This is a genomic window from Nonomuraea aridisoli (genome assembly GCF_003236395.1).
Lineage (GTDB): Bacteria > Actinomycetota > Actinomycetes > Streptosporangiales > Streptosporangiaceae > Nonomuraea > Nonomuraea aridisoli.
Genome location: NZ_POUD01000175.1, coordinates 1 through 19,468 on the forward strand (window position 1 = coordinate 1; position 19,468 = coordinate 19,468).

Here is a 19,468-nt window from a genome sequence, read left to right on the forward strand (position 1 = left end):
GCGCCGGGGTCCGCGAGATCGACGGCGTGACCAGGGGCATCAGGCGGGCGGCGAGATCGGGGTCGGCCACGGAGGGGTCGCGGGCGACCGCGTCGTGGTAGCGCGCCGACGCGCCCTGGGTGTCGCCCTCGCCCAGGAGCGCCCGCGCCGCCAGCACGCCGAGACGCGGCGGGCAGCCGGGCGCGGTCAGCAGCGGCTCCAGCGCCGCCAGCGCGGCACCGTGCTGGCCCTGGCGGACGAAGACCTCGGCCAGGCCCTCCGTGATGTCGTGGTTCTTCGGAGAGAGCACGAGCGCCGCGCGGAACTCGGCCTCCGCCTCGGCCAGGTATCCCTTGTCCAGGAGCTGCTGGGCCAGGAGCTGACGCAGGGGGAGGTTGTCGGGCGAGAGACGCGCCGCCTCGCGAAGCGCCTGAAGGCCGGCATCGTCAGACACGCGCCGTTCCCTTCTGTCGGGGGTGTTCGGTCATCTCGAGTTACGCAAGATACCGAAAACGCGACTTACCCGACGTCGGGTCGGCCTTGGCGCTGTCCATCACAGCCCGGCGGCCTCCTGTGGCGGCCGCCGGCCCGTGACCCTTCCCGCGGCTTCGAACGTCTCACGGGCCGCAGCCGCGGGCAACGCCCGTCCACAGGACCCTGGCCGCGAGGCCACGCCTGGAAAAGCGAACGGCCCCCCGCCGCGATCAGCAGGGGGCCGTACGAGGGGATCGTCAGGCGGCGTGCAGGTACACCTGGCCGAAGACCTCCGAGAGGTTCTTCAGGTCGGTGGCCACGTCCACCTCGGGGTGGGCCGGGTCGTACAGGGTGGCCAGGCGGGGGCGGATCGAGGAGAGCTTCTTGAGCTGGTCCCACGTGGCGTTGGGGGCCCACTGCTCGCCGTACACGCGGCTGACCTGACCCTGGTCGTTCTGCCAGCGGCTCCACAGGGTGACCGTCTCGGCCGCCTCGCTCTGCAGCGGGGTGGCGATGCGGTCGGCGATGGCCTGGGTGGCCTGCTCCTCGGTGAGCTGGGCGGACCCGACGGAGGCGAACGAGGCGTCCTCGGCGGAGATCTGCGCGTAGGCGTCCCAGGCGCGGGCGCCGACCTGGATCCACTGGTTGCGCTGGGCCTGGGCGGCGTCGATCTGCCAGGCGGCGTACTCGGTGGCCATGTGGCCGGTGTCCAGCGTGAGCTGGTCGATGTAGCCCCTGGCCAGCCAGGCGCCGATGCGCTCGGGGTCGAGCAGCGGGTACTTCTCGGTCATCTCGGCCTGGCAGGCCTCGTTCGCGCCGCAGCCCAGGATCGGCACCACCGTGTGCGCGGCCAGCTTCTTGCCCGGCAGCGCGGTGCGCAGTGCGGCCGTGGTCTCGGCGACGAACGCGTCCAGCTCCTCGGCGGTGGCGAACGCCTGGTCGTAGCCGAGCTGCGAGGTGAACCGCACGCCCACGACGCCCGGCTGGGCGGCGGCCAGCGCGGCGACCTTCTTGGCGGCCTCGGCGAGCTTGCCGGCCTTGTAGTCGTCGGACAGCTCGGTGTCGATCCAGACGCGCATGGTGGTCTCGGCGACCGCCTGCCGCGCGGCCTGGCCGGTCGGGGTCTCCATGGCCGCGGCCTTCTCCGCCGCGGTGACCTCGCTGGGATCGACGTAGCACTGCTCGCCGTTCTGGCACTCCGGCGTGCCGCCGTCGACGGCGCCCGGCACGTCGGGCGAGTCGACGTCGTGCAGCTCGCCGTCACCCTCGGAGTCGGTCGGGCACTCGTTGCCCGGCTCGGAGCAGTCGATCGTGATCGGGTTCTGCGGGTCGGCGTCGATCATGTTCTGGCCGTCGTTGTCGAGCCAGAACTTGGCGATCTCCAGGGCCTCCTCGGGAGTCGCCAGCCAGCGGCAGACGACGTACGACGGGGTGCCCGCCGGGAGCTCGTCGTTGCAGCTCCTCGGATCGTCCTGGGACCACGCCGGCACGCCGATGCCAAGAAGAGAGAGGGTGAGTCCGATGACGAAGACCTGCCGTAACCGCTTTCTCATGGCACCTTTGCTTCCAGGGAGTGATCGCGGGCAAATCGCACACTATCCGGACGATCAGCTGCGTACAACGACATCAACACTTTGTTCACGCCTTGGTCGGTAGGACGTCGACGCGAAATATTCCGGCGACAACCAGCGGCGAGTACGGCAGAATAACGGAGTTTGCCGTTATTTCAGGGGGTCGGCGCAGGTGCACGGATTCACACATGATCTCGGGCTGCTCCGGGACAGGCGCTTCGCCCTGCTGCTGTCCGCCCGGACGATTTCGGTCCTGGGCAGCGCGTTCTCCCCGGTCGCCCTGGCGTTCGGCATCCTCAACCTGCCCGGGGCGACGGCCTCCACGTTGTCGGTGGTGCTCACCGCGCAGGCGGTGCCCATGATCCTGTTCATCCTGGTCGGCGGCGTGGTCGCCGACCGGATGCCGCGGCAGCGGGTGATGATGGCCGGCGAGCTGCTCATGGCGGCCGGGTTCTTCGGGCTGGCGGCGATGCTGCTCACCGGCTGGACGCCGCTGGTCGCGCTGGGCGTCGCGGCCGCCCTCAGCGGCATCGGCACGGCGCTCGCGTTCCCCGCGCTGACCGGGATCATCCCCGAGGTCGTGCCGCTCGACCGGCTGCAGGCCGGCAACGCGCTGCTCGGCCTGGGCGCGAACGCCTCGCGCGTGGCCGGCGCGGTGCTGGGCGGCGGCACGGTGGTGCTGTTCGGCGGCGGCTGGGCGCTGGCCATCAGCGGCGCCATGTACGCGATCGCGGGCACGCTGATCGCGATGTTGCGCCTGCCGCCGGGCGACCGGTCGGCCGGTGAGAGCCACTCGGTGCTGACCGACCTGCGCGACGGCTGGCGGGAGTTCAGCTCGCGCCAGTGGATCTGGGTGGTGGTCGCGCAGTTCTCGCTGATGGTCATGGCCATCCAGGCCGGGCACGGCGTGCTCGGCCCGCTCATCGCCAAGGAGAGCCTGGGCGGCCCGGCCGCCTGGTCGGCGTTCCTGGCGGGCGAGGCCATCGGGACGATCGCCGGGGTGGCCCTGTCGCTGCGGCTGCGGCCCCGCCGGCCGATCCTGGTGGCCGTCCTGCTGTGCCTGCCGACCGCTCTGCCGTACGCGCTGCTCGGGGCGGACGCGCCCTTGTGGGCGATCGTGGCCGGGGCGTTCGTGCTCGGCGTCTGCTTCGACGTGTTCGGCGTGCTGTGGCAGACGACGATGCAGCGCGAGGTCCCGGCCGAGTCGCTGTCGCGGGTCAGCTCGTACGACATGCTCGGGTCGCTGATGTTCGGCCCGATCGGGCTGCTGGTGGCCGGGAGCGCGGCCGGTCTCTTCGGCACGAAGGAGTCGCTGCTCGGCTGCGCGGTCATCATCGTGATCGCCACGCTGGCCGCGCTGCTGTCCCCGGGCGTCCGCAACCTGCGCGCCCCGCGCCCCCAGGAGGCCACCGACCCCGGCCGCCAGGTCACTGCGACCTGAGCGAAGGGACGTCAGACCTGACGTACGCCGTGGCGCGGGGCTGGAACATCAGCAGCATCGCCCCGAGCACGGCGAGCACGTGCAGGACCCGGCCGGCCGCGAACGCCAGCCCGGCCGCGTCGGCCCCGGCCACGGCCTCGGCGATCGAGCCGCCCGCCAGCAGCCACCGGACGGGCTCGACCACGAGGGAGAGCGTGCCGAACACGCCCAGCGTGCCGGCCAGTGTCCAGCGCGCCCACCCGGCCCCGTCCCGGAGCCGCAGCGCCAGGAACATCGCCCCGGCGAACACCACCAGCCGGAGCCCGGCTCCGGGCAGCAGCTCGGCGACCGTCGAGGTGCCCTCGTACAATTCCCTGGCGACCACCAGGACGGTCTCGAACACACCGAACGCGACCGCCGCCAGCCACAGCATGACGGCGGCGTGGACGACGGGCGGCGGCTCGACGGTCGCGCGGGCGTTGACGACGGTGCTCATGGCGGTCCTCCAAGGGAATGCGGCGTGGTCCCCGAAGTCTCCGCCACCGGACCCGCCCGGATCACGCCCGCAGCCCCCCGAGTTCCCCTGCGGACCGCCCACCTGCACCCGGTAGGGACGACCACCGTCAGGGCCGCGCAGGGAGACGCCCTCCACGGTCAGGGGGTGTCAGCCGATGCGGCCGCTGGTGCGCAGGCCGCGGGCCTCCTGGCGTTCGTGGAGGCCGAAGCGGGGTTCGGGGGCGTGGTCGCCGGCGAGCACCCCCGTCACGTACTCGGCCAGCACCGGGGCGTGCTTGAACCCGTGGCCCGAGTCGCCGCCGAGCAGCCACACCCCGGGCGCGGCCTCGGCGATCAGCCATTCGGCGTCGGGCGTGAGCGCGTACTGGCAGACCTGGGTGAACAGCACCGGCGCCTCGGCCAGGGACGGGAAGCGGCGCCGCAGGTAGGCCCTGGCCTGCTCGACGCTCTCCGGGTCGACCGTGCGCGGGCCGTGCTCCGGCTCGTACGGCCGCCCCTCGGCGTCGGAGGTGGCCTTCATGCCCACCCCGTCGACGTCGCCGTGCCCGTACGCCGAGGCGCCGTGGTCGACCCAGGCCGGCGTCTCCGGGACCGACCACGCGGGCGGCACCGCGAAGTGCAGGGTGTCCTGCTTGGTCACGCTGATCGGCAGCCCGTCGAACAGCGCGGGCAGCCACGCGCCGCACGCCCACACCACCCGGTCGGCCTGCCGCACCTCGCCGTCCACCTCGACCGCGCACGCGTACGGCGCCCCGTCGCCCGCCACCGGCACCGCCCGCGCCCTGACCAGCCGGACCCCGGCGGCCTCCGCGAGGGCGGCGGTCACCTGGGTGGCCCGCCTGGCCCTGATCACGCCCGCGTGCGGCTCCCACAGCAGGAAGCTCAGGTCGTCGCCACGGAAGTCGGGGAAGAACCGGCCGCCGTCGGCCGGGTCGAGCACCTCACACGGAATATCCAGATTTTTCAGGACCTGGGAGCTGGCGTGCTCCCACCCGTCGGGCGTCCCGGCGAACCACATCATGCCCGCCTCCTCGTACAGCGTGACGCCCGCCCGCTCGCCCAGCCGCCGCCAGGCGTCCCGGGCCCGCCACGCGAGGCGCGTGTACCACTCGTCCACGCCGTGCGCGCTGCGCAGCAGCCGGGTCTCCCCCGCGCTGGACTGCCGGACGTGTCCGGGCTTGTGCTGTTCGACCAGCGTCACCTGCCAGCCCGCCTCGGCCAGCCGCAACGCCAGCGATGCGCCCCAAATGCCCGCCCCGACCACAATGACCGATTTCATGAGACCACGGTGACCGGAGAGGGCGCCCCGCCGCAAGAGACGTCAGGCGATGAGCAGCTGGACGACCACGCCCGCGCAGTTGCCCGCCACGCAGATCCGCACCGGCACCTCGAAGGCGCCCGGCGCCGCCGGGACGCCGCCCACCCGGCCGTCGGGCCCGATGCTCACGCCCTTGGGCAGCTTCTCGTAGTCGGTCACGGTGAAGGTCGGCAGCACGCCGGCCGGCCCGCCCTCGACGCCGATCTCACCGTCGAGCGGGGCGCCGGCCCGGCCGGGGAAGGCCAGCTCGCGCGGCTGCCACGGCACGTTGCCGAGCACCACCAGGGTCACGTCGTCCTTGTCGCACGTCCGCCCGGCGCACCCTACGACCGAGGCGACGTACGTGCCGGCCTGCTGCGGCGTGCCGGAGAGGCGGCCGTTCCTGTCGACCCTGACGCCGGCGGCGAGGTGGCCGGGGCGGAAGGCGACGTCCTTGCCCGCGGCCAGCAGGCGTTCGTTCACCTCGATGCCCTCGGTGAGGTAGACGGTGTCCTCGACGAGCAGCCCGTCCGGGGGGTCGTGGTAGGTCAGGCTGACCTTGCGGGGCTCGACCGGGGTCTCGCGCGACATCTCCACCATGGGCGCGTTGATGGACGACAGGATCGGCGCCACCGCGCACACAGCCAGCCCGGCGAGCAGGAGAACCCACCACTGCCGCATCGTCACCCCCCGGTTCCCGTGGCGGGATACGTACCCCTTCCTCGGCCGGCGTCACCATGGCGGCGTCCCATAATCGGTCGCATGGCCGCTGAATCAGCTCAGACCCTGGAGCGCGGGCTCCGCCTGCTGCGCCTGCTCGCCGACGGCAGGGGCGGGCGCACGCCGACCGAGCTGAGCGCCGAGCTGTCGCTGAGCCGGCCGGTGGTGTACCGGCTGCTGACGACGCTGATGGGCGAGGGGTTCGTGCGCCGGGACGCCGAGGGCCGGGTGCACCTCGGGTTCGGGGTGCTGGCGCTGGCCCAGGCCGTGCAGCCGCTGCTGCGGGCGGCGGCGGTGCCGACGCTGCGGCGGCTGGCCGAGCAGGTCGGCGCGACCGCGCACCTGACCGTGGCCGAGGGCGACGACGGGCTGGCGGTGGCCGTGGTGGAGCCGTCCTGGACCGACATGCACGTCGCCTACCGGGAGGGGTCACGGCATCCGCTGACGAAAGGGGCGGCCGGGCAGGCGATCCTGGCGCTGCGCGAGGGGCGGCACGACTACTTCCTCTCTGAGGGGCAGTTGCAGGAAGGGGCACGTGGCGTCGCCGCGCCGGTCCCCGGCCTGCCGTGGCTGGAGGCGTCCGTCGGGGTGGTGACGTTCGGGCCGCTGGAGGAGGCCACCGGGCCGCGCGTGGTGGCCGCCGCCGCCGAGCTGGCCGCCGTGCTGGGTTGACATCTCCCGGGCGATGGCGGACGGTAAGCACGTATACAGGACATTAGTGTCCGATTAACGGACGCCAAGAGCGGGGTGCGTATGCCGTACTACCGGGTCGTGGGAGAGGTGCCGCGTAAACGGCACGTGCAGTTCAGGCGGCCGGACGGCGGCCTCTACGCCGAGGAGCTGATGGGCGAGGAGGGCTTCTCGTCCGACTCCTCGCTGCTCTACCACCGTCACCTGCCCACCGCGATCGTCAAGGCGGAGGCGGTCACGCCGGCCGCGGCCACCAGGCTGGAGCCGAACGTGCCGCTCTCGCCGCGTCACTTCCGCACCCAGGAGCTCTCCAGCGCCGGCGACCTGGTCTCGGGGCGGATGTTGCTGGCGGGCAACGCCGACGTCCGGTTGTCGTATGCCACCAGCGACCGGCCCAGCGAGCTCTACCGCAACTCCATGGGCGACGAGTGCGTCTACGTGCAGCGCGGGCGGGTGCGCTTCGAGTCGACGTACGGCGTGATCGAGGCCGGCGAGGGCGACTACGTCGTGATCCCGACCGGCACCATCCACCGCTGGGTGCCCGACGGGCCGGTCAACGTGCTGGCCATCGAGGCCTCCGGCCACATCAGGCCGCCGAAGCGCTACCTGTCGCAGTACGGCCAGTTCCTGGAGCACGCGCCCTACTGCGAGCGCGACCTGCGCGCCCCCGCCGAGCCGTTCACCGTGGAGGGCGAGGAGGTGCCCGTCCTCGTACGCACCCGGGGCGGGCTGACCAGGCTCGTCTACCGCAACCACCCGTTCGACGTCGTGGGCTGGGACGGCTACCTCTATCCGTACGCGTTCAACATCGACGACTTCGAGCCGATCGTGAAGAAGACGCACGCGCCGCCGCCGGTGCACCAGACCTTCGAGGGGCCCGGGTTCGTGGTGTGCTCGTTCTGCCCGCGGCCGCTCGACTACCACCCCGAGGCCATCCCGATCCCGTACAACCACCACAACGTCGACTCCGACGAGTTCATGTTCTACGTCGGCGGCGACTACTCCGCGCGCAAGGGCTCCGGCATCGACGTCGGCTCGATCTCGCTGCACCCGGCCGGGTTCACCCACGGGCCGCAGCCCGGCGCGGTGGAGGCGGTGATCGACGCGGTCGGACGCGGCGTCACGACGACGAGCGAGATGGCCGTCATGGTGGACACCTTCCGCCCGCTCGACCTCGGCAGGGACGCTCTGTCCTGCGAGGACCCCGGATACGCCTGGACCTGGGCACGATGATTCTCTACGCCGCTCTGGTGGACGACGCGGGCCTGTTCCCGCCGACGTCCCTGCACATGGACGAGGCGCTGGCGCGCCACATGCGGGACCTGGAGACAGGCCACCCCGTCCTCACCCACCGCCTGCTGTGCCCCGCGAGCCGGATCGAACGGCTGCGCGGCAAGGACGTACGCCCCCGGCGCGTCGGGCTGATCCTCGACACCGACGAGATGCCCGACTTCGGCGACCTGCCGGTCGACCTCGTGGAGACCGTGCTGCCGCCCGACACGCCGATCGAGACGCTGGTCGCCCAGTTGGCGCTGCCGCCCGGCGTGCGGCTGTTCGTGGAGATCCCGGCGGGCCGGCCGGGCCTCAGCGTGCCCGCCGGCACGGGGCTGAAGGTGCGCTGCGGCGGCACGACGGCCGACAAGTTCCCGCCGGTCGAGCACCTGGCGCAGTTCGTCCGGTTCTGCGTGGACAACGACGTGCCGTTCAAGGCCACGGCCGGCCTGCACCACGCCGTGCGCCACTTCGACCCCTCCCTCGGCGTGGACCGGCACGGCTTCCTCAACCTGCTGCTGGCCGTCTGCGAGGCCGTGGAGGGCCGCGACCCCGCGCCCGTGCTGCGCACCACCGACGTGGGCCACCTCGTCCGGATGGCGGGGGCCGTCAACGACGACACCGCCGAGCAGGCGCGGCGGCTGCTGGTGAGCTACGGCTCGTGCAACACCAGCGCGCCCCTGGAGGACCTGCACGCGCTCGGGCTGATCGAGGAGGCTCGCCGGTGAGCTGGGGTGTCGACAACCTGCCCTACGGCGTCTTCTCCTGCCCCGGTGAGCGGCCGAGGGTCGGGGTGCGCTACGGCGACCGGGTGCTCGACCTGGCGCCCGCGCTGCACGACGAGGTGTTCGCCGCGCCGTCGCTCAATCCGTTCATGGCCAGGGGCCGCACGGCCTGGCACGACACCAGGACGCTCATCCGGAACAAGCTCACCGGCGACCTCGCGGTCACCGAGCCGCACCTGATCCCGCTGGAGCACGTGCGCCTGCACATGCCCTTCGAGGTGGCCGACTACGTCGACTTCTACTGCTCCCTGGAGCACGCGAGCAACATCGGCCGGATCTTCCGCCCCGGCTCCGAGCCGCTGCAGCCCAACTGGCGGCACCTGCCCGTCGGCTACCACGGCCGCGCGGGCACGGTCGTGGTGTCCGGCACGCCGGTCAAGCGCCCGTCCGGGCAGCTCGGGCCGGGCGAGTTCGGGCCGTCCCGCAAGCTCGACATCGAGGCGGAGCTCGGGTTCGTGGTCGGGGTGCCGACCGAGATGGGCTCGCCGGCGGGGGCGTTCGAGGACCACGTGTTCGGGGTGACGCTGGTCAACGACTGGAGCGCGCGCGACATCCAGGCGTGGGAGTACGTGCCGCTCGGGCCGTTCCTGGGCAAGTCGTTCGCCACGTCGGTCTCGCCGTGGGTGACGCCGCTGGAGGCGCTGCCCCGCCTCCCGGGCCGCCCGCAGGACCCGGAGCCGGGCGGCTACCTGCGCCGGCAGGGCGACTGGGGCCTGGACGTCCACCTGGAGATCGTGCTGAACGGCGAGGTCGTGTCGCGGCCGCCGTACTCGGCGATGTACTGGACGCCGGACCAGATGCTCGCGCACATGACGGTGAACGGCGCCTCCCTGCGCACGGGAGACCTGTTCGCCAGCGGCACGGTCTCCGGCCCAGAGCCCGACCAGCGCGGCTCGCTCATCGAGCTGACCTGGAACGGGACCGAGCCGATCAAACTGCCGGGCGGCGAGACGCGGACGTTCCTGCAGGAGGGCGACACGGTCACCATCAGGGCCACGGCGGGCGACCTGACATTGGGCGAGGTGTCGGGAACCGTCGGATAAGTCACTTGGCGTGCTTGCATCGTGACAGACCGCTAATCTTGGGATCACCCCCCGTCCCTCGGAAAGCAGGAGTCGCATGCGGCGTGCCGCGTTGTTCTGTGTCGTTTTGGCCGCTTTTGTGATGATTTGTGGGTGCGGCGCGGTCACGGCGGCGACCCCCGCGGCGCCTCCGGTCGTGCGCGTCTGGCCGCCGTTCGACAGCGTCCAGGCCCGCACCGATCGCGGCCTGGTCGTCACGGCGCAGGGCGGCACGCTCAGCCAGGTGCTGGTCACCCAGGGCGGCGAGCCCGTGCCCGGCCGGCTCGACCCCTCGCGGACGACCTGGCGCACCGACTGGACGCTCAAACCCGCCAGCGAATACACCGTGACCGCCACCGCCGTCCGCGAGGGGGCGCCGGCCGCGGTGACGATGGGCCGCGTCCGCACCCGCGCGCTGTCCCGCACGTTCCAGGTGGCCGCGACCACGCCGCTGCCCGGCGAGACCGTCGGCACCGGCATGCCGATCATCCTCGACTTCGACCGGGCCGTGCCCGACCGGGCGGCGGTCGAGCGGGCGCTCGAGGTCACCGCCGAGCGGCCGGTCGAGGGCGCCTGGCGGTGGGTGAGCGACACGCGGGTCGTCTACCGTACGCGTGCGTACTGGGCGCCGCGGCAGACCGTCACCGTCACCGCCCACCTGGCCGGCCTGCGCGCGGGCGGCCTGTACGGCGGCGCCGACACCACGTTCTCCTTCACGGTGGGCCGCCACCAGCTCAGCACCGTCGACACGAGAACCCACCAGATGGTCGTCACCCGCGACGGAATACCGGTCCAGCGCATGCCCATCAGCGCCGGCATGGCGACGACGCACGAATACACCACGACGAGCGGCATCCACCTGACGATGGAGAAGGGGAATCCGGTGCGGATGATTTCCCCGGGCCGCGAGGAAGGCGATCCCGGTTATTACGACCTGATGATCGACCACGCCGTACGCATTTCCGACAGCGGCGAATACGTGCACGCCAAGGACAACGTCTGGGCGCAGGGCCGGGAAAACGTCAGCCACGGATGCGTCAACGCCAGGCCCGACCAGGCGGCCTGGTTCTACGCAAACTCGTTGCGCGGCGATCCGGTCGTCATCACCGGCACCGACCGTCTTCTCGAATGGGACAACGGCTGGGGTTTCTGGCAGCTGCCGTGGGAGAAATGGCGGCAAGGAAGCGCACTGGCGCGGGTGCCGGAGCGCTGAAATGAGGACTAACGTAGGGAGAGGGAACCACATACGAACTCCGGCCCGTTGTTCCCACCAGGAGGGCCAAAGACATGGACGCATGGGTCATCTGGGTAATCCTCGCAGTCGTCCTTGGCGTGGCCGAGATTTTCACGCTGACGGCCTCGCTGGGCCTGCTGGGCGCGGCCGCTCTCCTGACCGCCGCGACCGCGGCGCTCGGGCTGCCGGTGCCCTTGCAGTTAATCTTCTTCGCGCTGTCCTCCGCGGCGGGCCTGTTCGTGCTCAGGCCGATCGCGATGCGTCATGTCCAGCAGCCGCAGTTGCAGCGGTTCGGTGTGGAGGCACTCGTCGGGAAACCCGCTTACGTCGTCTCCGAGGTGACGGGCCGCGACGGGCGCGTGCGCGTCGGAGGCGAGGAATGGTCGGCGCGCGCCTACGACGAGACTCTCGTCATCCCCGCGGGGGCGACCGTCGACATCATCGAGATCGAGGGGGCCACAGCCCTCGTCTATCCCCGGGAGTGATCCAATGGATCCGCTGTTCATAGTCGGATTGTTCGTCATACTCTTCGCGGTCGTCACCCTGTTCAAGGCCGTGCGGATCATCCCTCAGGCCCGTGCGCGCAACGTCGAGCGTCTCGGGCGCTACCACCGCACGCTCAAGCCCGGCCTCAACTTCGTCATCCCGTACATCGACCGGGTCTACCCCGTGATCGACCTGCGCGAGCAGGTCGTCTCCTTCCGCCCCCAGCCGGTCATCACCGAGGACAACCTCGTCGTCGAGATCGACACGGTGCTCTACTTCCAGGTCACCGACCCTCGGGCGGCGGCGTACGAGATCGCCAACTACATCCAGGCCGTCGAGCAGCTCACCGTCACCACGCTGCGCAACGTCGTCGGCTCCATGGACCTGGAGAAGACCCTCACCTCCCGCGACACCATCAACAGCCAGCTGCGCGGCGTGCTCGACGAGGCCACCGGCAAGTGGGGCATCCGCGTCAACCGCGTCGAGATCAAGGCCATCGACCCGCCCAAGACCATCAAGGACGCGATGGAGAAGCAGATGCGGGCCGAGCGTGACAAGCGCGCGGCGATCCTCACCGCCGAGGGCCAGCGTCAGTCGCAGATCCTCACCGCCGAAGGCGACAAGCAGAGCCGCATCCTGCGCGCCGAGGGCCAGCGGGCGGCGGCCATCCTGGAGGCCGAGGGCCAGTCGCGGGCCATCGACCAGGTCTTCCAGGCGGTCCACCGCAACGACCCCGACCCGAAGCTACTGGCGTACCAGTATCTTCAGGTGCTGCCGCAGCTCGCGCAGGGCAGCGGCAACACGTTCTGGGTGATCCCGAGCGAGGTCACCTCGGCGCTGCAGGGGGTCTCGAAGGCGTTCACCGAGGCGCTGCCGCCCTCGCAGGCGACGCGCGACGAACGGCCCGAGCCGGCCGAGATGGACGAGGAGGTCGCCAAGGCCTCGGAGGCGGCGGCCGAGGCGGTCGCCGACGCCCAGGACGCCGAGAGCCCCAAAGGCCCGCGCCAGCTCACCCAGGCCGTCCCCGACCCGGCCCCGTTCCCGGCGACCGACCGCGAACGCTCCGAGGCCGAACGCTGACCCGCGCGAGGTGCCCGGCGCCGCGGCGGGCACCTCAGTGGGACAGCGGCGCCTCAGCGGTGTCCACCAGCTCACAGGCGGCGATCGGGCCGTCGCCCACCCGGCCCCAGATGCCGGCGACCACGCTTCCGCCGACCTCGCCGACGCTGAACTCCAGCACGCCCGTCTGCCCCGGGCCGATGGTCCTTGGCCTCGTTGATGGTGATGTGGACGAGGCCGTCGGCGCCCTTCGTCACCGCGTACGCGGGTCCGCCGCCGAAGAGCAGCGGCAGCGCCACCGCGGCGGCGGCGACGGCCCCCAGGGCGGGGACCAGGACGGTGCGGCGTGGGAGACGCTTCGCGAGCGCCCGGTCGATCTCGCTCATCACACATACGTCTACTGTCCACAACCCCCACCCGAGTTCCCACCGCCTTCCACGGACGGCGCCGTCGAGGTGAGGCCGTCCGGCGATCGCGGCCAGTTCGGGGTAGGTCAGCTCCCACACCGAGCGGTAAAGGGGGTCAGCGCCGGGTCCCTTCCCGAGACGGCTCCTTCGCTCAGCAAATCTGGCCGTTGTCGAAGTACGCGGCCAGTTCCGGGTCCAGCGGCGGGACGTCGTACGGGGTGCCACCGTCGCGCAGGGACATCGTGGCCATGTAGCCCGCGGCCACGCTCATCCGGGCCGCCACCGGCGAGGTGTCGGTCGCGCCGCCGTCGCGGGCGAACCGGCAGAACTCGGCGATGATCTGCGCGTCGGCCCCGCCGTGCGAGCCCTCCGCGGCCGGCACCTTGTACGCGATGTCGCAGTCGTCCCGGTAGCCGGTGGGCCCGGTGTTCCAGACCTTCACCGTGTGGCCGGGGCCGTCGCCGAAGTTCTCCAGCCGTCCCTCGGTGCCGACGACCGTGTAGTTGCGCCAGTAGTCGGGGGTGAAGTGGCACTGCTGGTAGGCGGCGACGACCCCGTTGTCCAGGCGCATGTTCATGACCGACACGTCCTCGACGTCGATGACGTGGTGCAGATTCTCGCGTGCCGTGGGCGGCCACTCGTACTCCTGGAGCCAGCCCTCCGGGCGCGGCGTGTCCGGCGCCCGGCGCGGCAGGTCGCCGTAGAGCAGGAGGTCGCCGAGGGCGTTGACCCGGGTGGTGTAGCCGCCGGCCAGCCAGTGGATGACGTCGAGGTCGTGCGCCGCCTTCTGCAGCAGCAGGCCCGTCGTACGGGTGCGGTCGGCGTGCCAGTCCTTGAAGTAGTAGTCGCCGCCGTAGGAGACGAAGTGGCGCACCCAGACGGTCTTCGGCTCGCCGATGACGCCCTTGCGGATGACGTCGCGCATCAGCCGGACGACCCCCATGTGGCGCATGTTGTGGCCGACGTACAGGCGGGTGCCGCTCTCGCGGGCCGCGCGCAGGACGTTGTCGCAGCCCTCGACGGTGATGGCCATCGGCTTCTCCAGGTAGACGGCCTTGCCGGCCTGGAGGCAGTCGACGGCGATGCGCTCGTGCGTGTCGTCGGGGGTGTTGACGATGACCGCGTCGATGTCGGGCCGGTCGAGCAGCTCCCGGTGGTTCTCGGTGCGGAAGTCCGCCTCGAACCGCCCGGCCTGCCGCTTGAGCACGTCCGGGTCGGAGTCGCACAGCGCCGCCACGACCGAGCCCCTGCCGGGGCGGTGGGCGGCCAGGGCGATGCTCACCCGCAGCCCGAGCCCGATGACTCCGATGCGCAGGTCTTCCACTGGTGTCCCTTTCGACGTGAGCGACCGCGGTGCCCGGCCCGCAGGTACGGACCGATTCGGAGGTTAATACCGATTTATGCAGATAACCAGGCCAAAACAAGCATATTTGCGCACAGCCATGCTTGGCTGCGGTCGTCGCGTGAAGGAGAGCTGTGGGGGCACTTAAGAATCCCTCGATGGACACGTGCCGAGCCGACCGGGCACAGTGCGTTAGGTTCGTAGAGGGGGAAGTGGTGCGATGAAGGCGCTGGTCAAGGAGAAGGCCGAGCCCGGGCTCTGGCTCGTCGACGTGCCGGAGCCGGAGGTGGGGCCCGGCGAGGTCAAGATCCGGGTGCTGCGCACCGGGATCTGCGGCACCGACCTCCACATCCGGAAATATGACGACTGGGCGCGGCACACGCTCGAGCTTCCGCTCATCATCGGCCACGAGTTCTCCGGCCAGGTGGTCGAGGTCGCGCCCGGCGTCGAGGACATCTCCGTCGGCGACCTCGTCAGCGGCGAGGGCCACATCGTCTGCGGCAAGTGCCGCAACTGCATGGCGGGCCGCCGCCACCTGTGCCGCAACACGGTCGGCCTCGGCGTCAACCGCGACGGCGCCTTCGCCGAGTACCTCACGCTGCCCGCCTCCAACGTGTGGGTGCACCGCGTGCCGGTCGACCCGGACATCGCGGCCATCTTCGACCCGTTCGGCAACGCCGTGCACACCGCGCTGTCCTTTCCCCTCGTCGGCGAGGACGTGCTGATCACCGGGGCCGGCCCGATCGGGCTGATGGCGGCGGCCGTGGCCACCCATGTCGGCGCGCGCAACGTGATGATCACCGACGTCAGCGACGAACGCCTCGACCTGGCCCGTAAGCTCGGCGTCTCGCTCGCGCTCAACGTCTCCAGGTCCTCCATCGACGAGGGCATGCGCCGGCTCCACCTGCGCGAGGGCTTCGACGTGGGGCTGGAGATGTCCGGCAACCCGGCGGCCGTCCGGCAGATGATCGCGAGCATGACGCACGGCGGCAAGATCGCCATGCTGGGGCTGCCCGCCGAGGAGTTCGCCATCGACTGGTCCGCCGTCGTGACCTCCATGATCACCATCAAGGGCGTCTACGGCCGCGAGATGTACGAGACCTGGTACAACATGTCGGTCCTGCTGGAGAAGGGTCTCGACCTGTCCCCCGTCATCACCGATCGGTTCTCCTACCGAGACTTCGACGTCGCCTTCGACACGGCCGCGAGCGGCCGCACCGGCAAGGTCATCCTGGACTGGAGCGACGCGACTCGGCCGGAGAGCGCGGGGAACGAGCCAACGGAGGCCGAAGCGGCCGCGACCATGAACAGGAGTGCCTAGATGTTCACGAACGTGCGGGAGCAGTTGCGTACGACGCTCGACGAGATCGCCGAGGCCGGGCTGCTCAAGCCCGAGCGCGTCATCTCCACCCCGCAGAGCTCGCAGGTCGCCGTGGCCGGCCGCGAGGTGCTGAACTTCTGCGCCAACAACTACCTGGGCCTGGCCGACGATCCCACCGTCGTCGAGGCCGCCAAGCAGGCGCTCGACCGCTGGGGCTTCGGCATGGCCTCCGTGCGTTTCATCTGCGGCACCCAGGAGGTGCACAAGGAGCTGGAGGGCCGGCTGTCGGAGTTCCTCGGCATGGAGGACACCGTTCTCTACAGCTCCTGCTTCGACGCCAACGGCGGCGTGTTCGAAACGCTGCTCGACGCGCAGGACGCGGTGATCTCCGACGCGCTCAACCACGCCAGCATCATCGACGGCATCCGCCTGTCCAAGGCCCAGCGCTTCCGCTACGCCAACCGTGACATGGCCGAGCTGGAGGCCCGGCTGAAGGAGGCGTCCGAGGCGCGCCGGCGGCTGATCGTCACCGACGGCGTGTTCTCCATGGACGGCTACGTCGCCCCGCTGCGCGAGATCTGCGACCTGGCCGACCGCTACGACGCCATGGTCATGGTGGACGACTCCCACGCCGTCGGCTTCGTCGGCCCGACCGGCCGGGGCACGCCCGAGCTGCACGGCGTCACCGACCGGATCGACATCATCACCGGCACGCTCGGCAAGGCGCTCGGCGGCGCCAGCGGCGGTTACGTCGCGGCCCGCAAGGAGATCTGCGAGCTGCTGCGCCAGCGTTCGCGCCCGTACCTGTTCTCCAACTCGCTGGCCCCGGTCATCGCCTCGGCGTCGCTGCGCATCCTCGACCTGCTGGAGACCTCCGCCGACGCCCGCGAACAGCTGCGCTCCAACACCGCGCGCTTCCGCAGCGAGATGACCAAGGCCGGGTTCGACATCCTGCCGGGCGACCACCCGATCGTGCCCGTGATGATCGGCGACGCCGCCAAGGCCTCCGCCATGGCCGAGCGCCTGCTCGACCTCGGCATCTACGTCATCGGCTTCTCCTACCCGGTCGTCCCGCACGGCCAGGCGCGCATCCGCGTCCAGCTCTCGGCCGCCCACTCCACGGAGGACGTCGACCGCGCCGTCCAGGCGTTCGTCCAGGCCCGGGGCTGAGTATCCTCGCCAGGCGACGGCACTCCGCGCGGGAGCGCCGTCGCCGGCAGGAGCGCCGCCGAACGGAGTGAGGCCATGATCGACACGCGCCGGTTGCGCACGTTGCGCGCGGTGGCCGATCATGGCACGGTCACGGCGGCCGCGGCGGCGCTGCACCTCACCCCGTCCGCCGTGTCGCAGCAGCTCGTGGCGCTGGAGCACGAGGTGGGCCACCGGCTGTTCACCCGTGACGGGCGCGGGGTGCGGCTCACGGCCGTCGGAAAGATCATGCTGGGTCACGCCAACGAGGTGCTCGCCCAGCTGGAGCGGGCCGAGGCCGAGGTGGCCGCGTACACGACCGGCGAGGCGGGTGAGGTCACCGTGGCCTGCTTCGCGACGGCGATCAGCGCGACGCTCTCCCCCGCGATCGCGGCGCTGCGCACGACCGCGCCGGGGCTGCGGGTGCGGGTGCTCGACGCCGAGGGTGACCACAGCCTCGCCATGCTGCTGGACGGCGGGGCCGACCTGGCCGTCACCGTCGAATACCGGGGCGCTCCCGACGCCTCCGACCGCCGGCTGTGGCGCAGCCCCCTCTACTCCGAACCGTTCGACCTGGTGCTTCCAGAAGGACATCCGCTGGCCGGGTCGGCCACGCTGGTGTCGCTGGCCTCCGAGACGTGGATCGGGCCCTATCCGGGCAATCCGGTGCACGATGTGATCACGTTCGCCTGCCAGCAGGCCGGGTTCACGCCGAACCTCGTGCACTGCTCCGACGACTTCCGTGCCGTGGTCGCGCTGGTCGGGGCGGGGGCGGGGGTGGCGCTGGTGCCGCGGCTGGCGCTGCGCGACATGGCGGCGCCGGGGGTCGTGGTGCGGCACACGCCGGGGCCGGAGCGCCGGGTCTTCGCCGCCGTACGCCGCGGATCGGAGGCCCATCCGCTCCTGCGCCCCCTCCTGTGGGCCCTGCGCACGGTCGCCGGCTCGCTAGGGTCGCGGTGAGCCCGCGCGGGTGAGGGCGTCGGTGAAGCGGGCGTACGTCTGCAGTTCCGCCCGCACGGGCTCCAGGACGAGCTCGGCGCCGACCTGGTCGATGGCCGCGCGCAGGGCCTTGGCCGTACGGCGGGCCCGGCGCGCGCCGCCCGCCCAGGCCGCCAGCCGCGACAACAACGCGATCAGCACGCCCGCCGCCACGCCGCCCAGCAGCAGCACCGTCGGCCACGGCACCTCCCCGGCGGTCGGGACCGGCGGCTCGGGCAGGCGCAGATAGTCCACCGCGAACAGGACGCCCAGCCACACCACCCCGGCCAGCATGGCCGCGAACACCAGCCACTGCAGCACGTTCACCGCCCGCCACCAGCGCGGGCGCTTGGTCGCGCCGGCCGAGGTCGTGGCCACCACCCGGTCCACCGCGTCGGCGAGCTCGCGGGCGTGCGACCGCGCCGCCTGCCGCACCGACGCCGCCCACGGCCCCGGCAGCCCGGACGCGGCCACCTCGCCGACGTCCCTGATGGCCGTGTCGACCTGGGTACGCTGCACCACAGACGCCGCCGGAACGGACGTCCGCCCCACGATCCCGCCGGCCTCCTCACGTGAGGCGGGGAGTTCGGGTCTCGTCGTGGGGGCGACGCCGACGCGGAGTCTGCGCAGCGGGTCGGGGCGGAACCTGCGGACCCATCGGGTGACCGGCCAGCCGGTGGCGACGACGGCGCGGTGCCGGTGTCCCTTCGCCACGGCCTCCACCACGACGGGCACGCCGGCCGCCGCGCACAACGCCCCGGTGAGCGCCCTTCCGGCCCCCTCCAGCCGCTTGCCGCCGCCCACCGGCGGTGGCGTCACGTCCTCTCCGACCGGCTCGGCCCGGCCCTGGGCGAGCACGCCGCCGCTCGCGACCGGCTCCGGCTCGGGAGTGGCGGGGCCGGCGGTGGTCAGGTGGGCGGCGGCGGTCGTGACGTCGGCGGCGAGGCGGGCGGACCACGCCGTACGTTGCGCGACGCGGTCTCCGAGGAGCTTGCGCAGGTCGTCCATCCCCTGCCCGGTACGCGCCGACACGGCGTGGACCGGCACGTCCGTCAGGCCGTCACCGTCCAGCAGGCGGCGCAGGTCGCTCAGGCAGCGGTCGACGGCCTGGGCGGGCAGGCGGTCGACCTGGTTGAGGACCACCAGCATCACGTCGCGGTGCGCGGCCAGGGGGCGCAGGTAACGCTCGTGGAGCGCGGCGTCGGCGTACTTCTGCGGGTCGACCACCCAGACCAGCAGGTCCACCAGCTCCACCAGGCGGTCGACCTCCAGGCGGTGGGACAGGCGGATGGAGTCGTGGTCGGGCAGGTCCAGGAGGACAAGTCCGGATATGTCGGGCGCGCCGGCCTGAGACCGGGTGGAGTGGCGCTGCGGGATGTCGAGCCAGTCCAGCAGCGGGCCCGCGCCCTCGCCGTCCCAGAGCACCGCCTGGGCGGTGGAGGTCGTCGGCCGGGTGACGCCCACGGCCGCCACCTCGTCACCCGCGAGAGCGTTGAACAGGGACGACTTCCCGCTCCCCGTGGCCCCGGCCAGAGCGGCCACGGTGTGGTCGATCGAGAGCCCCCGTCGTGCCCCGGCGCGTTCGGCCACCGCCCGCGCGGCCGACACGGCCTGCTCCGACAGCCGCCCCTCCCCCAGCGACGCCGCCTCCAGCAGGGCGTCCACCCG

The 19,468-nt window shown here is 71.9% G+C and carries 18 protein-coding genes and 1 pseudogene; 11 read left to right on the forward strand and 8 right to left on the reverse strand.

Annotated elements, in window-relative coordinates; translation table 11 throughout:
• Together C1J01_RS31710 and C1J01_RS31715 are read right to left on the reverse strand one after the other, a co-directional pair.
• Positions 1-433, reverse strand: a pseudogene (locus tag C1J01_RS31710) (cell division protein); the annotation flags it as partial.
• 277 nt (positions 434-710) lie between these two features.
• A complete protein-coding gene (locus C1J01_RS31715) occupies positions 711-2,006 on the reverse strand; it encodes a hypothetical protein (RefSeq protein ID WP_111182650.1) in 1,296 nt (431 codons plus the stop codon).
• A 190-nt stretch (positions 2,007-2,196) separates the two neighbouring features.
• Between C1J01_RS31715 and C1J01_RS31720 the strand changes: the two genes are divergently transcribed.
• Positions 2,197-3,465 carry an MFS transporter gene (locus tag C1J01_RS31720; protein WP_111182651.1) on the forward strand — a complete coding sequence of 423 codons (1,269 nt, stop codon included), beginning with the start codon at positions 2,197-2,199 and terminating at the stop codon, positions 3,463-3,465.
• Here C1J01_RS31720 and C1J01_RS31725 read toward each other — a convergent pair.
• The 3 genes from C1J01_RS31725 to C1J01_RS31735 form a co-directional block, all read right to left on the reverse strand.
• The gene (locus C1J01_RS31725) at positions 3,452-3,940 is read right to left on the reverse strand and encodes a hypothetical protein (RefSeq protein ID WP_111182652.1); all 489 of its coding nucleotides are present in this window, start codon (positions 3,938-3,940) and stop codon (positions 3,452-3,454) included. The two genes, C1J01_RS31720 and C1J01_RS31725, sit on opposite strands and share 14 nt — an antisense overlap.
• A 168-nt stretch (positions 3,941-4,108) precedes the next feature.
• A complete protein-coding gene (locus C1J01_RS31730) occupies positions 4,109-5,239 on the reverse strand; it encodes an NAD(P)/FAD-dependent oxidoreductase (RefSeq protein WP_111182653.1) in 1,131 nt (376 codons plus the stop codon).
• A 42-nt stretch (positions 5,240-5,281) separates the two neighbouring features.
• Entirely contained in the window at positions 5,282-5,938 is a 657-nt protein-coding gene (locus C1J01_RS31735) for a hypothetical protein (protein WP_146615790.1), read from the reverse strand.
• An 81-nt stretch (positions 5,939-6,019) separates the two neighbouring features.
• Between C1J01_RS31735 and C1J01_RS31740 the strand changes: the two genes are divergently transcribed.
• From C1J01_RS31740 to C1J01_RS31770, 7 genes are all read left to right on the forward strand, one after another.
• On the forward strand, positions 6,020-6,649 hold the full coding sequence (locus tag C1J01_RS31740; protein WP_111182655.1) for an IclR family transcriptional regulator: 630 nt from the start codon (positions 6,020-6,022) through the stop codon (positions 6,647-6,649).
• 81 nt (positions 6,650-6,730) lie between these two features.
• Positions 6,731-7,900: a homogentisate 1,2-dioxygenase gene (locus C1J01_RS31745; protein ID WP_111182656.1), complete on the forward strand. Its 1,170-nt coding sequence runs from the start codon at positions 6,731-6,733 to the stop codon at positions 7,898-7,900.
• The gene (locus tag C1J01_RS31750; protein ID WP_111182657.1) at positions 7,897-8,667 is read left to right on the forward strand and encodes a hypothetical protein; all 771 of its coding nucleotides are present in this window, start codon (positions 7,897-7,899) and stop codon (positions 8,665-8,667) included. Before C1J01_RS31745 ends, C1J01_RS31750 begins: the two co-directional genes overlap by 4 nt.
• Positions 8,664-9,767: a fumarylacetoacetase gene (fahA, locus tag C1J01_RS31755; RefSeq protein WP_111182658.1), complete on the forward strand. Its 1,104-nt coding sequence runs from the start codon at positions 8,664-8,666 to the stop codon at positions 9,765-9,767. Before C1J01_RS31750 ends, fahA begins: the two co-directional genes overlap by 4 nt.
• A gap of 175 nt (positions 9,768-9,942) precedes the next feature.
• Positions 9,943-10,998: a L,D-transpeptidase gene (locus tag C1J01_RS31760; RefSeq protein WP_235854797.1), complete on the forward strand. Its 1,056-nt coding sequence runs from the start codon at positions 9,943-9,945 to the stop codon at positions 10,996-10,998.
• 74 nt (positions 10,999-11,072) lie between these two features.
• Entirely contained in the window at positions 11,073-11,504 is a 432-nt protein-coding gene (locus C1J01_RS31765; protein ID WP_111182660.1) for an NfeD family protein, read from the forward strand.
• A 4-nt stretch (positions 11,505-11,508) separates the two neighbouring features.
• Positions 11,509-12,585, forward strand: a complete 1,077-nt coding sequence (locus C1J01_RS31770) for an SPFH domain-containing protein (protein WP_111182661.1) — start codon at positions 11,509-11,511, stop codon at positions 12,583-12,585.
• Between the two features lie 34 nt (positions 12,586-12,619).
• On the opposite strand, the gene C1J01_RS53230 is transcribed toward C1J01_RS31770, so the two are convergent.
• Positions 12,620-12,745: a hypothetical protein gene (locus tag C1J01_RS53230; protein ID WP_268958761.1), complete on the reverse strand. Its 126-nt coding sequence runs from the start codon at positions 12,743-12,745 to the stop codon at positions 12,620-12,622.
• A 377-nt stretch (positions 12,746-13,122) separates the two neighbouring features.
• Complete coding sequence (locus tag C1J01_RS31775; RefSeq protein ID WP_111182662.1) at positions 13,123-14,295, reverse strand: Gfo/Idh/MocA family protein; 1,173 nt, start codon at positions 14,293-14,295, stop codon at positions 13,123-13,125.
• Positions 14,296-14,533: 238 nt separating this feature from the next.
• On the opposite strand from C1J01_RS31775, the gene tdh reads away from it, so the two are divergent.
• The 3 genes from tdh (at position 14,534) to C1J01_RS31790 (ending at position 17,782) form a co-directional block, all read left to right on the forward strand.
• Positions 14,534-15,634: an L-threonine 3-dehydrogenase gene (gene tdh, locus C1J01_RS31780; RefSeq protein ID WP_220040199.1), complete on the forward strand. Its 1,101-nt coding sequence runs from the start codon at positions 14,534-14,536 to the stop codon at positions 15,632-15,634.
• A complete protein-coding gene (locus C1J01_RS31785) occupies positions 15,635-16,804 on the forward strand; it encodes a glycine C-acetyltransferase (RefSeq protein ID WP_111182663.1) in 1,170 nt (389 codons plus the stop codon).
• Between the two features lie 75 nt (positions 16,805-16,879).
• Positions 16,880-17,782, forward strand: a complete 903-nt coding sequence (locus C1J01_RS31790) for a LysR family transcriptional regulator (RefSeq protein ID WP_111182664.1) — start codon at positions 16,880-16,882, stop codon at positions 17,780-17,782.
• Here the strand turns inward: C1J01_RS31790 and C1J01_RS31795 are convergent.
• A partial coding sequence (locus tag C1J01_RS31795) for a YfjP family GTPase (protein WP_111182665.1) occupies positions 17,768-19,468 on the reverse strand: 1,701 nt, incomplete at its 5' end. The two genes, C1J01_RS31790 and C1J01_RS31795, sit on opposite strands and share 15 nt — an antisense overlap.